This window comes from Streptomyces sp. NPDC126510, assembly GCF_040302345.1.
Classification (GTDB): domain Bacteria; phylum Actinomycetota; class Actinomycetes; order Streptomycetales; family Streptomycetaceae; genus Streptomyces.
In genome coordinates, this window is sequence record NZ_JBEORR010000023.1 from 55,806 (window position 1) to 69,740 (window position 13,935).

Sequence of the window (13,935 nt, forward strand, 5' to 3'; positions counted from 1 at the left end):
GACCTCGTCGTACGGCCGGGAGACACCATGACCGCACTGTCGCCGCACCTTCGCCAGGCCACGCCCGTCGTGGCCGCCCGGGGCGAGGGCGTCCACCTCTACGGTGAGGACGGCCGCCGTTACCTCGACTTCACCGCCGGCATCGGCGTCACCAGCACCGGGCACTGCCACCCCGAGGTCGTGGCGGCGGCGCAGGAGCAGGTGGGCACGCTGATCCACGGCCAGTACACGACCGTCATGCACCAGCCGCTGCGCCGCCTCGTCGACAAGCTGGGCGAGGTCCTGCCGACCGGGCTGGACAGCCTGTTCTTCACCAACTCCGGCAGCGAGGCCGTCGAGGCGGCGCTTCGGCTGGCCCGCCAGGCCACCGGCCGGCCCAACGTCCTGGTCTGCCACGGCGGCTTCCACGGCCGTACGGTCGCCGCCGCCTCCATGACCACCTCCGGCACCCGCTTCCGGTCCGGGTTCTCGCCGCTGATGAGCGGCGTGGTCGTCACTCCGTTCCCGACGGCCTTCCGGTACGGCTGGGACGAGGAGACCGCCACCCGCTTCGCGCTGAAGGAACTCGATTACACCCTCCAGACGATCTCGTCGCCCGCCGACACGGCGGCGATCATCGTCGAGCCGGTCCTCGGCGAAGGCGGCTACGTCCCCGCCAACCGCGCCTTCCTCGAAGGGCTGCGGGAGCGGGCGGACCGGCACGGCTTCCTGCTGATCCTCGACGAGGTGCAGACCGGCGTCGGCCGCACCGGCCGCTTCTGGGGCCACGACCACTTCGGCGTCACCCCCGACATCCTGGTCACCGCCAAGGGCCTCGCCAGCGGCTTCCCCCTCTCCGGCATCGCCGCATCCGAGGAACTGATGACGAAGGCCTGGCCCGGCTCGCAGGGCGGCACGTACGGCGCCAACGCCGTCGCCTGCGCCGCCGCCTGCGCGACGCTCGACGTCGTACGGAACGAGAAGCTCGTCGAGAACGCCGAGGCGATGGGCAAGCGGCTCCGCCAGGGCCTGGAGGCCGTGGCGGACCGGACCCCCGGCATCGGCGACGTCCGCGGTCTCGGCCTCATGCTCGCCACCGAGTTCGTCACCGAGGACGGCGGCCCCGACCCGGAGACCGCTGCCCGCGTCCAGCGGGCCGCCATCGACGAGGGCCTGCTCCTGCTGCTGTGCGGCGCCTGGAACCAGGTCGTCCGCATGATCCCGGCGCTCGTGATCGACGAGACCGGCGTCGACGAGGGCCTCCGGGCCTGGGCGAAGGCCGTCGAGGCCGGTACCTCGGGAGCGTCGGAGCGATGACCACCGCCACCCGCGACCTGGCGGGTCTCACGGCCCGTATCGCCGAGTTCGCGCCCGGCCTGCGGGTGGAGACCGGCCCGGGGGCCACCGGCCCTTACGCCTACGACGCATCCAACTACCGTGTGCCGCCGAGGGCGGTGGTCTTCCCGCGCACCGCCGACGACGTGGTCGCGGTGGTGCGGGCCTGCCGGGAGGCCGGCGTGCCGGTCACGGCCCGGGGTGGCGGGACCAGCATGGCCGGCAACGCCGTCGGCCCGGGCGTGGTCCTGGACTTCTCCCGGCACATGAACCGGATCCTGGACATCGACGTCGAGGCGCGCACCGCGCGAGTCGAGGCGGGTGTCGTGCTGGACGCGCTGCGCAGCGCGACCGCGCTGCACGGGCTGGACTTCGGCCCGGACCCGTCCTCGCACAGCCGGTGCACGCTGGGCGGGATGATCGGCAACGACGCGTGCGGGAACCGGTCGGTGCGCGACGGGCGGACCAGCGGGCATGTCGAGGCGCTGGAGATCGTGACGGCCGACGGCGTGCGGGCCGTCGCCGATCACCGCGGGCTGCGTCCGGTCGACCCGGGTGACGCCGGCGCCGTGGCCCGGCTCGAAGCCGGCCTCAGGCGCCTGGTCGAGCAGAACCTGGCGCCGATCCGGACCGAGCTGGGCCGCATCCCGCGCCAGGTCTCCGGCTACCAGCTCCACCACCTCCTGCCGGAGAACGGCTTCGACCTGGCCCGGGCCCTGGTGGGCACCGAGGGCACCTGTGCGGTCGTCACCGCCGCGACGGTCCGCCTGGTGGCGACCGCACAGGCATCCACGCTCCTCACGCTCGGCTACGACGACGTGGTCGACGCGGCCGAGGACGTGCCGGAGATCCTGCGCTTCTCGCCGAGCGCGGTGGAGGGCATGGACGAGGCGCTCGTCGCCACCATGCGCGCCCGCCGCGGCCCCGATTCCGTCACCGGCCTGCCCGCGGGCCGTGCGTGGCTGTACGTCGAGCTCGAAGGCGACGGCCAGGCCGACGTGGACGCCCGCGCCGCCGAGTTGCTCGGCGTGCTGAAGGACCTGGGGCGGCTGACCGGGGGCCGGGTCGTGCAGAGCCCGGCGGAGCGGCGGTCGCTGTGGCGGGTGCGGGAGGACGGGGCCGGGCTCGCCGCCCGGCTCGTCGACGGCGGGGAGTCCTGGCCGGGCTGGGAGGACGCTGCCGTCGCCCCCGAGGAGCTGGCGGCCTACCTGCGCGGTTTCCGCAAGCTGCTCGCATCCCACCAGCTGTCGGGGGTGCTGTACGGGCACTTCGGCGCAGGGTGTGTGCACGTACGGATCGACTTCGACATGACCACCGGCACCGGCCGGGAGGTCATGCGTCGCTTCCTCGCCGAGGCCGCCGCCCTGGTCGTGGAGCACGGCGGCACGCTGTCGGGTGAGCACGGTGACGGGCGGGCCCGCGGCGAGCTGCTGGAGGTGATGTACAGCCACCGCATGATCGCCGCGTTCGCCGCCTTCAAGCGGGTCTTCGACCCCGACGGGCTGCTCAACCCCGGTGTGATCGTCGACCCGGCCCCGCTGGACGCCGATCTCGCGCTGCGCGAACTCCCCCTCGTGGACACGACGTTCGGCTTCCCGCACGACGCGGACGGCTTCGCCGGAGCCGTGCGCCGCTGCGTCGGTGTCGGCCGCTGCCGCAGTGACGCGGGCGGGGTGATGTGCCCCAGCTACCGGGCCACCGGCGAGGAGAACGCCTCCACCAGAGGCCGGGCACGCATGCTCCAGGAAATGGTCCGCGGCGAGACCGTCCGGGACGGCTGGCGCTCGACCGAGGTCAAGGACGCCCTCGACCTGTGCCTGTCCTGCAAGGCCTGCTCCAGCGACTGCCCGGTGGGCGTCGACATGGCCACCTACAAGGCCGAGTTCCTCCACCAGCACTACAAGGGCCGGCTGCGCCCCCGGTCCCACTACTCCCTGGGCTGGCTGCCGAGGTCCTCGGCGCTCGCGGGATACGCCGCCCGGCCGGTCAACGCCTTGCTGCGCGGCCCGCTCGGCAGGCTCCTGGCCCGCCTGGGCGGCGTCACCACCGAACGCAGGATCCCCGCCTTCGCCTCCCGCCGCGCTCTGCGCAGGACCCTGCGCGCGGCACAGCCCGCAGGACCCGCCAAGGCAGTCCTCTTCGTCGACAGTTTCACCCGCGCCTTCCGCCCCGGGGTCGTGGGAGCGGCGAGCCGGGTGCTCGCCGACGCCGGAGTCCCCTGCACGCCACGGGAGGGCCTGTGCTGCGGGCTGACCTGGGTCAGTACCGGCCAACTGGACACGGCCCGCAAGGTCATGGCCCGTACCGTCGCCGCCCTCGACGACGGCGACGACCGGCCCGTCGTCGTGGCCGAACCGAGCTGCGCCGCCGCCCTCAAACGCGACGTGCCCGAACTCCTCGGCACCGAGGCCGCCCGGCGGGTCGCCGACCGGGTGCAGACCTTTACCGGGGCCCTGACCGACCTCGCCGAACCGGGCTGGGTACCGCCGCCGCTCCCCGAGAACGTCGTACTCCAGACCCACTGCCACGAGTACGCCACCTTCAAGGGCCGCCGCCCCGCCGATCTGCTGCGCCGCTGGGGCGTACGCGGAGTCGACGAGGCCGAGGGCTGCTGCGGACTCGCCGGAAACTTCGGTTTCGAGGCCCAGCACTACGACACCTCCATGGCCGTCGCCGACCTCGCGCTGAAGCCCCGCCTCGACCACCTCGACGGACGGCCCGTCATCGCCGACGGCTTCAGCTGCGCCACCCAGATCGACCACCTCGCGGGCGACAGGGACATCCGAGCCCTGCACCTCGCCGAACTCCTCGACCCCGCCGCCGACCAGCCAGGAGAGACGACATGACCGAGGTTCCCACTCAATTGTTCATCGGCGGTGCCTGGGTGGACGCCGCGGACGGCGCCACCCTGCCCGTCGACGACCCCGCGACCGGCGAGATCCTCTGCCACATCGCCGACGCCGGCCCCAAGGACGCCCGGCTCGCGGAGGAAGCGGCCGTCCGAGCCCAGCGGGACTGGGCCCGCACGGCCCCCCGGGCGCGCAGCGAGATCCTGCGCCGCGCCTACGAGATCGTCCTGGAGCGCACCGACGAACTCGCCCACCTGATGACGTCCGAGATGGGCAAGCCGCTCGCCGAGGCCCGGGGAGAGGTGGCGTACGCCGCCGAGTTCTTCCGCTGGTTCTCCGAGGAGGCCGTCCGTATCGACGGCGGCTGCGGCACCCTGCCCGACGGCCGCAACCGCATGCTGCTCTCCCGCCGCCCGGTCGGACCCTGCCTGCTGATCACGCCGTGGAACTTCCCGCTGGCCATGGGCACCCGCAAGATCGGCCCGGCGATCGCGGCGGGCTGCACGATGATCCTCAAGCCAGCCCCGCAGACCCCGCTGACCAGCCTCGCGCTGGCCGGAATCCTGAAGGAGGCCGGCCTGCCGGACGGGGTGCTGAACGTCGTCACCACCTCCCGGGCCGGCGAGGTGTGCGAGCCGTTGCTGCGCGGCGGCCGGATCCGCAAGCTGTCCTTCACCGGCTCCACCGCCGTAGGCCGGCTGCTGCTCGCGCAGTGCGCCGACACGGTCGTCCGCACCTCGATGGAGCTGGGCGGGAACGCGCCCTTCATCGTCTTCGACGACGCCGACCTCGACGTGGCCGTGGACGGGGCGATGGTCGCCAAGATGCGGAACATGGGCGAGGCCTGCACGGCGGCGAACCGGTTCTTCGTGCACCGGTCGGTGGCCGACGAGTTCGGGCGGCGGCTCGCCGAGCGGATGGGCGCCCTCGTGGTGGGGCCCGGGACCCGCAACGGCGTCGACGTCGGCCCGCTGATCGACGCCGCCGGACGCACCAAGGTCGCGGACCTCGTCGCCGACGCGGTGGAGCGCGGCGCCCGGGTGCTCGTCGGCGGCCGCACGCCGGAAGGGCCCGGCCACTTCTACCCCCCGACCGTGCTGGCCGACGTCGATCCCGGCAGCCGTCTGATGGACACGGAGATCTTCGGCCCGGTCGCCGCGATCCTCACCTTCGACGACGAGGACGAGGTGCTGCGCCGCGCCAACGACACGCCCTGGGGCCTCGTCGGGTACGTGTTCACCCAGGGGCTGGACCGCGGGCTGCGCGTCAGCGAAGGCCTGGAGGTGGGGATGGTGGGCCTGAACACCGGCCTCGTCTCCAACCCCGCCGCACCCTTCGGCGGCGTCAAGCAGTCCGGGCTCGGGCGTGAGGGCGGCCGCGTCGGGATCGACGAGTTCCTGGAGTACCAGTACCTGGCGGTGCCCGTGCGATGAGGGCGGGGTGAGCACGGCGACGAGGCCGTCGCATGAAGGCATGAATGAGTCTTCATGTGTTCCTGTATGGTGAGGTGGCCACGCGACCCCGCCAGAAGGACCCCTGATGACCTCCACGCTCGCGCCCCAGCCGGTCGAACGGGCGAAGCCCGCACACACCGGAGCGACGGCCCGGCGGCGTACCCGTGTCCTCGCGCTCCCCGAGGCGCGCTGGGCCGCCGCGGCCACCGCCCTCTTCCTGCTCGCGCTGCCCTTGCAGCTGACCGGAGCCCCCGCCTGGACCTGGGGAACCCTGTACGCCCTGTCCTACGTGGCGGGTGGCTGGGATCCGGGCTGGGAAGGGCTCAAGGCGCTGAAGGAGCGCACCCTCGACGTCGACCTGCTGATGGTCGTCGCCGCACTGGGCGCGGCCGCGATCGGGCAGGTCATGGACGGCGCCCTGCTCATCGTCATCTTCGCCACCTCGGGTGCGCTGGAGGCCCTGGCCACGGCCCGTACCGCCGACTCCGTGCGCGGCCTGCTCGACCTGGCCCCCGCCACCGCCACCCGGCTGGGCCCGGACGGCGCCGAACAGGCCGTCCCCGTCGAGGAGCTGGAGGTCGGCGACACCGTCCTCGTACGCCCCGGGGAGCGGGTCGGCGCCGACGGCCGGGTGCTGGAGGGGGCGAGCGAGGTGGATCAGGCGACCATCACCGGCGAGCCGCTCCCGGTGGCGAAGGAGCCCGGCGACGAGGTCTTCGCGGGCACCCTCAACGGCACCGGCGCGCTGCGGATCCGGGTCGAGCGCGACGCCTCCGACTCGGTGATCGCCCGGATCGTCCGCATGGTGCAGGAGGCGTCCGAGACCAAGGCGCCCACGCAGCTGTTTATCGAGAAGGTCGAACAGCGCTACTCGCTGGGCATGGTGGCCGCGACCCTGGCCGTCTTCCTGGTGCCGCTCGCCTTCGGGGCACAGCTGACCGACGCACTGCTGCGCGCCATGACCTTCATGATCGTGGCGTCCCCGTGCGCGGTGGTGCTGGCCACCATGCCACCCCTGCTGTCGGCCATCGCCAACGCCGGACGCCACGGCGTGCTGGTGAAGTCGGCGGTCGTGATGGAGCGGCTCGGCCAGGTGGACGCGGTCGCCCTGGACAAGACCGGCACGCTCACCGAGGGCAGCCCCCGCGTCACCGACGTCCGGCCGCTGCCCGGATCCGGCCTGGACGAGGCGGAGGTGCTGACGCTGGCGGCGGCCGCCGAGCGGCCCAGCGAGCATCCGCTGGCCCGGGCGGTCGTGGACGCGGCCCGCGAGCGCGGTCTCGACCTGCCCGGCGCACAGGACTTCACCTCCGCGCCCGGCGTGGGAGTCACCGCCGTCGTCGGCGGCCGTACGGTCGAGGTCGGCGCACCGGCCCGGCTGGCGGACGACGCCGTCGCCGCGGCCGCGGAACTGGAGGAGTCCGGCCGTACGGCCGTCCTGGTCGTCGTCGACGGCACTCCCGCCGGGCTGCTCGGCATCGCCGACCGGCTGCGCCCGGACGCCGCCGCCACCGTCGCCTCCCTCGCCCGGCTCACCGGCACCGCCCCGGTGCTCCTGACCGGCGACAACCCCCGCGCCGCCGCGCACCTCGCCGCCGAAGCCGGCATCGACGACGTGCGCGCCGGGCTGCTGCCGCAGGACAAGCTGGCGGCCGTCACGGAGATGGAGAACGCGGGTCGCAAGGTCCTGGTCGTCGGCGACGGCGTCAACGACGCTCCCGCGCTGGCCGCCGCGCACACCGGTGTCGCCATGGGCCGGGCGGGCTCCGACCTGGCCCTGGAGACCGCGGACGCCGTCATCGTGCGCGACGAACTCGCCGCGGTTCCCGCCACGGTGGCCTTGTCCCGCCGCGCCCGCCGCCTGGTCGTGCAGAACCTCGTGATCGCCGGGGTGTTCATCACCGGCCTGGTCGTCTGGGACCTGGCCGGTGACCTGCCGCTGCCGCTGGGCGTCGCGGGCCACGAGGGCTCGACCGTCCTGGTCGGCCTGAACGGGCTGCGGCTGTTGAGGGAGGGCGCCTGGCGGCGGGCCGCCGCCGGTGCGGACGACTGACGAACGCCGGTCAGCGCACCGGTGGGGGAGCGCTGCTCGCCCGCACCACGAGGTCCACGGGCACCACGGTGCCGACGCGGGGCCGCTCGTCCGGGCCGTCGATGCGGTCGACGAGGAGCCGCAGCGAACGGGTGCCGATCTCCGCGAAGTCGGTGCGGACGGTGGTCAGCGGCGGCAGGAAGTGCGCGGCCTCGGGGATGTCGTCGTAACCGACGACGCTGACGTCCCCGGGGACGGACCGCCCGGACTCGTGCAGGGCGTGCAGCAGGCCGAGCGCCATCTGGTCGTTGGAGGCGAACACCGCCGTCACCTCCGGGCGCCGGGCCAGCCGACGGCCCAGGTCGTAGCCGGAGCCGGCGCTCCAGTCCCCGACGAGGGGGTCCGGAACGGCGGCACCGGCCGCCCGGAGCGTCGCCTGCCAGCTCGTCATCCGGTGGTCGGCGGAGGTCCAGCCGGCGGGGCCCGCGATGTGCCACACGGTGGCGTGACCGAGGCCGAGGAGATGCTCGGTGGCCTTGCGGGCGCCGGTGCGGGAGTCGCCGGTGACCAGGGACGTCTCGTCGTCGAGCGCGGTCTCCAGCACCACCAGAGGAGTGCCCAGATCGGTCGCCTCCGCCAAGGCCCGGCCCACCCACAGCTGGGGGGCGATCGCGATCACGCCGTCCGCGCCCTCGGCCGACAGCCGGTTCACCGCCTCGACGACGGTGTCGTGGTCGGCTGTGTCGAGGGCGATGGAGCTGACGAGGTAACCGGCCTCCTGGGCAGCCGTGTTGATCGCGGTGAGGATCGAGGCGGGCCCGTACCGCGCGGCGTCGAAGGAGATGACGCCGAGCATCCGGGTCCTGCCGCTGGCCAGGGACCGCGCGCTGCGGCTGGGCCGGTAGCCGAGGGTGCGCATGGCGTCCAGGACCGCCTCGCGGGTCTGCGTCCGGACGGCCGGATGGTCGTTGAGCACCCGCGAGACGGTCTGCTTGGACACCCCGGCCATCCGGGCCACGTCGGCCATCACCGGCCGTGCCCCCGCGAAGTTGCGCCTGCTGCGGCCCTTGGGAACGGGGCCGTCGGGGGCGCTCGGTGTCATGGCGGATGATTCCTCGAGGTCGGTACGGCGGTCCTGAACCCGCCCGGCAGGAGCACAGCATAGGCCGGGCGGTGCCCGTGAGGCCCTCGCCCGGGCCGAACCGTCCGGCGGTGGGCGGGGGACCGCACGGCATGCCTCACCAGGTGTTCTCCGGGCCCAGGTCGGGGGTGTCGGTGAGGCGGGCGCGGGTGGTTGTGGTGCCCTGCAGCTCCAGCAGGACGAGTTCGTTGGTGTCCGGGCGCAGCACCGGCGCGGGAACGTAAAGCGTGCGCTGCGGGCCGCGGTTCCAATAGCGGCCCAGGTGGAAGCCGTTGACCCAGGCCTGGCCCTTCGACCAGCCGGGCAGGGAGAGGAACGCGTCGGCGGGGGTGCCGACGTCGAAGCTGCCTCGGTGGAAGGCCGGCACGGTGACCGGAGCCTGATCGGCGGGGGCGAACGGCACCGCGTCCAGGTCGTCCAGCGGCAGCGGACGGCACTCCCAGCCCGTCAGGTCCCCGCCGTTGAGGGAGACCGGCCCGAGCAGGCCCTTGGGTGCCCCGATGCGGGGGCCGTAGTTGACGCCGCCCATGTTCTCGACGAGCACCTCCAGCGTCGCCCCGGGGCGCGGCACCCGCACGGGCAGCGACTCGTCGTGGCGTTCACTCTCCAGGACGCCGACGGGCGCGCCGTCGACGAAGACCTGGGCGCGGTCGCCGACCCCGCCGGCGAAGTGCAGCAGACCGTCACCGCCGGCCGGGAGAGTGGTGCGGTAAAGCGCGTAGCCGGTGCGCTGCCCGAGCTCGTCCATGGTCACGGGAGTGTCGGCGCGTACGGCCGCCGCGAGCGAGGCGGCGAGGGGCAGGAGCGGTGCCCGGCTGCTCAACTCGATCAGGGTGGGTGGGAGTTTGGCACTCGGGGCCGGGGCGGGCTCGTCGGGAACGCCGGCGTGGCGGGCGATGACCTCGCGGAAGGCGTGGTACTTCGGGCCCGGGTCGCCGCACTCGGTGAGCGCGGCGTCGTAGTCGTAGGACGTGACGGTGGGTGTGTAGGCGTGCTTGTGGTTGGCGCCGTTGGCGAAGCCGAAGTTGGTGCCGCCGTGGAACATGTAGATGTTCACCGACGCCCCGGCGGACAGCAGCCGGTCCAGGTCCGCGGCGGCGTCGGACGCGTCCCGCACGTGATGGGGGCCGCCCCAGTGGTCGAACCAGCCGATCCAGAACTCGGCGCAGAACAGGGGGCCTTCGGGCCGGTGCTCGCGCAGCCGGGCCAGGGACCGCTCGACGCGGCTGCCGAAGGTACTGGCGGTCAGCACGCCCGGCACACTTCCCGCTGCCAGGTGCTCGGGGTCGGCCTGGTCGCAGGTGAACAGCAACTCCTCGACGCCGCGGGAGCGGAAGGCGTCGGCGAGGTGCTTCAGATAGGCGCCGTCGTCGCCGTAGGCCCCGTACTCGTTCTCGACCTGTACGGCGATGACGGGACCCCCCGCCGCCGCCAGGTGCGGGCGGAGCGCCGGCAGCAGCAGGTCGAGGTAGCGGTCGACGGCCCCGGTGAAGCGGGGGTCGCTGGTGCGCAGCCGGATGTCCGGGTCGGAGGTCAGCCAGTCGGGCAGGCCGCCGCCGTCCCACTCGGCGCAGATGAACGGCCCCGGACGCAGCAGCACCCGCAGCCCCTCGTCCTGCGCGAGCCGGAGGAACCGGGGCAGGTCGAGGAAGCCGTCGAGGACGAGAGGGCCCTCGGGATCGGGCTGGTGGTGGTTCCATGGGAGGTACGTCTCCACCGTGTTGAGCCCCATCAGCCGTGCCTTGCGCAGCCGGTCGGGCCACAGCTCGGGGTGGACGCGGAAGTAGTGCAGCGCGCCGGAGATGATCCGGAACGGCTCGCCGTGCAGCAGGAATCCGTCGGACGTCGTCGTCAGGGCGGGCATGCGGAAGCTTCCCTTCTGGAGGAGCGGGAGTGCGGTCAGCCGGTCTGGAGACGGGGGAGTGCGGTCAGCGGGAGCGGGTGGCGCGGATCAGCCAGAGCGTGGCGGCCAGGCACAGTGCCGACACGCCGCAGAGCAGGAGCGGCACGGCGCGGACCCCGGACCACTCGATGGCCTTGCCCAGAGCCGGCCCCGCGGCCACGCCTCCGGCCATGGACGCCGCGATGACCAGCGCACCGGCCCGCCGGGCCCGCGGGGCGGCCCGGTTCAGCCACGGCAGCCCGGTGGGGAAGATCGGCGCGATGAACAGGCCGACACCGGCGTACGCGTAGGGCGCCAGTGCCGGGACGGCCGCGGCCAGCAGACACACCGTCATGCCCGCGCAGGAGACGGTGATGATGGCCTGGGCGGAGAAGCGCAGCGCGAGCGGGGCGACCAGGAAGCGGCCGACGGTCAACATGAGCCAGTACACGGAGGTGGCGGTGGCGGCGATCCCCGCGCCGTAGCCGACGGTCTCCAGATGGGTGGGTTCCCAGCCGCCGACCCCGGCTTCGATGCCGACGTGCAGTACGTACAGGACGACGAAGGCCGCGAGCACGGAGCCGAGGCTCCGTCCGAGGACGGCTGTGCCGTCGGCCCGTTCCCCGGCCGGGACGGGCGCCTTGCTCCGCACTCCCCTCAGGCACAGCAACAGCGGCAGGTTGGCCAGGGCGAAGACGAGGAAGACGGCCGGGTAGTGCTCGGAGCCGACCGCGCCGATCACGGCGGGGCCGAGGATGGCGCCGATGCCGAAGTGCGCGTTGAGGATGTTCAGCATCGCGGTCGAGCGGTGGCCGAAGCCCACGGCGAACAGCTGGTTGAGGCCGTAGTCGATGCCGCCGAAGCCGAGCCCGGCGAGCAGGGCCGCCACCAGCGCGGTCGGCCAGTCGGGCGCCAGTGCGAAGCCGGCCGCGCCGACGGCCATCAGCAGATACGAACTGCCGAGGATCCGCCGGTTCCCGACCCGCCCGTAGAGCCGGTCGAACAGCAGCACCCCGGCGACACCACCGACGAAGTGCGCACTGAGCCCGAGCCCGGCGGCGGACGGCGACAGCCCGAACTCCGCACGGAGAGCCGGGATCGCCGGCCCGTACAGCGCCTGCAACGCGCCGATGAGCACGAAGCCGGCGCACGAGGCCAGGACGGCGGCCTTGCTGAAGAGCGGGCCGGGCGGTGCGGGGGAGAGACGGGCAACGCGCTCTTCGATCACGCGGACTCCGAGGGACGGGCCACCCGAGGGTGGGTGGAGGGCACGGTCGCGTACTGGGTCAGAGGAGTGATGTTACCGGTAACATCGAGCCCGTCAACCTACCCGGCGTGCCCGGGAGCTCGCCCGGGCCCCGTCACGGGATCTCCTCCGCGCTCCCACGAACCCTGAAGATCCACCAGGATTGCCCCGTCCCCGTTCGGGTACGCGAGCAGGACCGTACCCGGGGCGGATCTTGCCCCGGACAGGCCGCACGACCGCCGCTACCAGGGAATGTGCCATGGAGACACCCGCAAACGACCCCACGCCCACGCCCGCCCAGCGGGCACTGGACGTCCTCGCCGAGAACACCGAGGACGCGGCGGCTCTGGACGCGCTCGCCAACAGCGACGTGCTCATCCCCGTGCCCGACGACGCGGGCGACGCCGACGCCGCCAACCCCTCGACGGTGGCGCTGCCCGTGCTGGAGCAGCCGGGCGGCGAACCGGTGGTGCCCGTGTTCACCTCCGAGGTGGAGATGGCCGGGCTGCTGCCGTTCGTCTCCCGCTACCGCATGGTGCCGCTCGGCGCCCTCGCCGCCCAGTGGCCGGCCGACGACCTGTCGCTCACCATCGACGGCAGCTCCGAGCACCGGCTGACGCTGACCTCGGAGGGAGTCCGCACCCTGCTGGTCCGTTAGCAGCACGCGCGTCGGCGCCCACGCGGGCGCGGCAGATCAGAGCGTCTTCCCCGGGTTCAGAACGGCCCGGGAGTCGAGAGCCTCCTTGATCCGCCGCTGCACCGCGTGGGCCGCCGGCCCCAGCTCGTCGGCCATCCACTGCCGCTTGAGCACACCCACCGTGCTCCCCGGTGAGCGTGCCGCCCAGCCGCAGCGCCAGCGCGAAGATCGCGCCCGCCACCTCCCACACCGCGTCCGGCAGCCCCGCCGAGGGCCGGGATGGGATGCGGATTGCCGTTCGCGGCGTGCGCGACGGTGAACACCGGTACGTCGTGACGCGCCGAGATCGCCCGGACCGCTCCGCGAGCCGGGAACGCGATGTCCTCGATCAGCGGGCGGCCGAGCCGCTCCAGCGACGGCGGCGCTGGCCTGCGCGCCGCCAGCAGCGCCTCCGCCCGGGCCGGGTCCTCCGTCCGCTCCACCGTCGTCGCGAGAGGCTCCAGCAGCCGGGCGACCGCCGTCGCCCGCCGCGCCCGCACCGTCGCACTGCACCACCAGCAGCGCGGCCCCCAGCTCCCGCAGCGCCGGGTCGACGGCCCAGCACCGGCCCGTCGACCAGTTCCGCCGGCGCGGGCTCCACGCCGGCCCGGGTGATCGCGTACGACGCCTCGGCCGCCGCCTCGACTTCCGGTGCCCCTGTCGCCCACACCGGCCAAGGGGTGGCCCTGCTCGCGGCGGTGGGTTCGGCCCGACGGGCGCACCGCCCGCGTGGGGCCGCCGCCGGTCACGCGCATACCGATGCGCACTCGCCCGCTCCGGGGCGGCCCCTGCGACCGTCGCGGTGCCGCGCGAGCGGCGGCGACGGCGGAGTCGACTCCGCCGGACAGGCGGCCCGTTCGAGGCCGTACGGGACCTGCTGCGGGAGAGCGACCCCGTGGGGGCGTGACGCTCCGGGCCTATGCGCCCAGCGTCCGGGCCAGCGCGGCCCGCTGCAGGGGCAGCACCTCGGCGTGCAGGTCACGCCCCTTGGCGGTCAGGGCGACCCACACGCCGCGCCGGTCCTCCATGCACACCGAACGCGTCACCAGACCGTCCTTCTCCAGCCGGGCGATCAGCCGGGACAGCGCGCTCTGGCTGAGATGGACCCGCCCCACGAGGTTCTGCACCCGGCACTGCTCACCCTCCTCGGGCGCCGCGGTCGCGAGCATGTCCAGGACCTCGAAGTCGGACGCGCCGAGACCGTGCGGATGCAGCGCCCGGTCGATCTCGCACATCGTGCGCGCGTGGGCGGACAAGATGTCCCGCCACCGTTCCTCGAGCTGTCCACCAGCCGTTCTCGCCGCCATACGGGAACGGTAACACCGGTGCAGGGTTCAATGA

At 73.8% G+C, this 13,935-nt stretch carries 10 protein-coding genes and 1 pseudogene; 5 read left to right on the plus strand and 6 right to left on the minus strand.

Annotated elements, in window-relative coordinates:
• The first annotated feature begins 27 nt into the window (after nt 1–27).
• The 4 genes from ABTX60_RS28815 to ABTX60_RS28830 all read left to right on the plus strand — a co-directional run bounded on the left by ABTX60_RS28815 (nt 28) and on the right by ABTX60_RS28830 (nt 7,670).
• Nucleotides 28–1,296: an aspartate aminotransferase family protein gene (locus ABTX60_RS28815; protein ID WP_352099930.1), complete on the plus strand. Its 1,269-nt coding sequence runs from the start codon at nt 28–30 to the stop codon at nt 1,294–1,296.
• On the plus strand, nt 1,293–4,160 hold the full coding sequence (locus tag ABTX60_RS28820; protein ID WP_352099931.1) for an FAD-binding and (Fe-S)-binding domain-containing protein: 2,868 nt from the start codon (nt 1,293–1,295) through the stop codon (nt 4,158–4,160). Before ABTX60_RS28815 ends, ABTX60_RS28820 begins: the two co-directional genes overlap by 4 nt.
• Nucleotides 4,157–5,596, plus strand: coding sequence for an NAD-dependent succinate-semialdehyde dehydrogenase (locus tag ABTX60_RS28825; RefSeq protein WP_352099932.1), 1,440 nt, complete (start codon nt 4,157–4,159; stop codon nt 5,594–5,596). The genes ABTX60_RS28820 and ABTX60_RS28825 overlap by 4 nt, the downstream gene beginning before the upstream one ends.
• Nucleotides 5,597–5,702: 106 nt before the next feature.
• Nucleotides 5,703–7,670, plus strand: coding sequence for a heavy metal translocating P-type ATPase (locus tag ABTX60_RS28830; protein ID WP_352099933.1), 1,968 nt, complete (start codon nt 5,703–5,705; stop codon nt 7,668–7,670).
• 10 nt (nt 7,671–7,680) lie between these two features.
• Here ABTX60_RS28830 and ABTX60_RS28835 read toward each other — a convergent pair whose 3' ends face one another.
• The 3 genes from ABTX60_RS28835 to ABTX60_RS28845 form a co-directional block, all read right to left on the minus strand.
• On the minus strand, nt 7,681–8,751 hold the full coding sequence (locus tag ABTX60_RS28835) for a LacI family DNA-binding transcriptional regulator (RefSeq protein WP_352099934.1): 1,071 nt from the start codon (nt 8,749–8,751) through the stop codon (nt 7,681–7,683).
• Between the two features lie 136 nt (nt 8,752–8,887).
• The gene (locus ABTX60_RS28840; protein ID WP_352099935.1) at nt 8,888–10,654 is read right to left on the minus strand and encodes a glycoside hydrolase family 35 protein; all 1,767 of its coding nucleotides are present in this window, start codon (nt 10,652–10,654) and stop codon (nt 8,888–8,890) included.
• Nucleotides 10,655–10,718: 64 nt separating this feature from the next.
• Nucleotides 10,719–11,900, minus strand: coding sequence for an MFS transporter (locus ABTX60_RS28845; RefSeq protein ID WP_352099936.1), 1,182 nt, complete (start codon nt 11,898–11,900; stop codon nt 10,719–10,721).
• Between the two features lie 277 nt (nt 11,901–12,177).
• On the opposite strand from ABTX60_RS28845, the gene ABTX60_RS28850 reads away from it, so the two are divergent.
• The gene (locus ABTX60_RS28850) at nt 12,178–12,576 is read left to right on the plus strand and encodes an SseB family protein (protein ID WP_344455083.1); all 399 of its coding nucleotides are present in this window, start codon (nt 12,178–12,180) and stop codon (nt 12,574–12,576) included.
• Between the two features lie 36 nt (nt 12,577–12,612).
• On the opposite strand, the gene ABTX60_RS28855 is transcribed toward ABTX60_RS28850, so the two are convergent.
• The 3 genes and pseudogenes from ABTX60_RS28855 to ABTX60_RS28865 all read right to left on the minus strand — a co-directional run bounded on the left by ABTX60_RS28855 (nt 12,613) and on the right by ABTX60_RS28865 (nt 13,901).
• Complete coding sequence (locus ABTX60_RS28855; RefSeq protein ID WP_352099937.1) at nt 12,613–12,735, minus strand: FAD-linked oxidase C-terminal domain-containing protein; 123 nt, start codon at nt 12,733–12,735, stop codon at nt 12,613–12,615.
• A gap of 149 nt (nt 12,736–12,884) precedes the next feature.
• Nucleotides 12,885–13,349, minus strand: a pseudogene (locus ABTX60_RS28860) (hypothetical protein); the annotation flags it as partial.
• A gap of 162 nt (nt 13,350–13,511) precedes the next feature.
• Nucleotides 13,512–13,901 (minus strand): MarR family winged helix-turn-helix transcriptional regulator, encoded by a 390-nt coding sequence (locus ABTX60_RS28865; RefSeq protein WP_352099938.1) that lies wholly within the window; start codon nt 13,899–13,901, stop codon nt 13,512–13,514.
• Nucleotides 13,902–13,935: the final 34 nt, after the last annotated feature.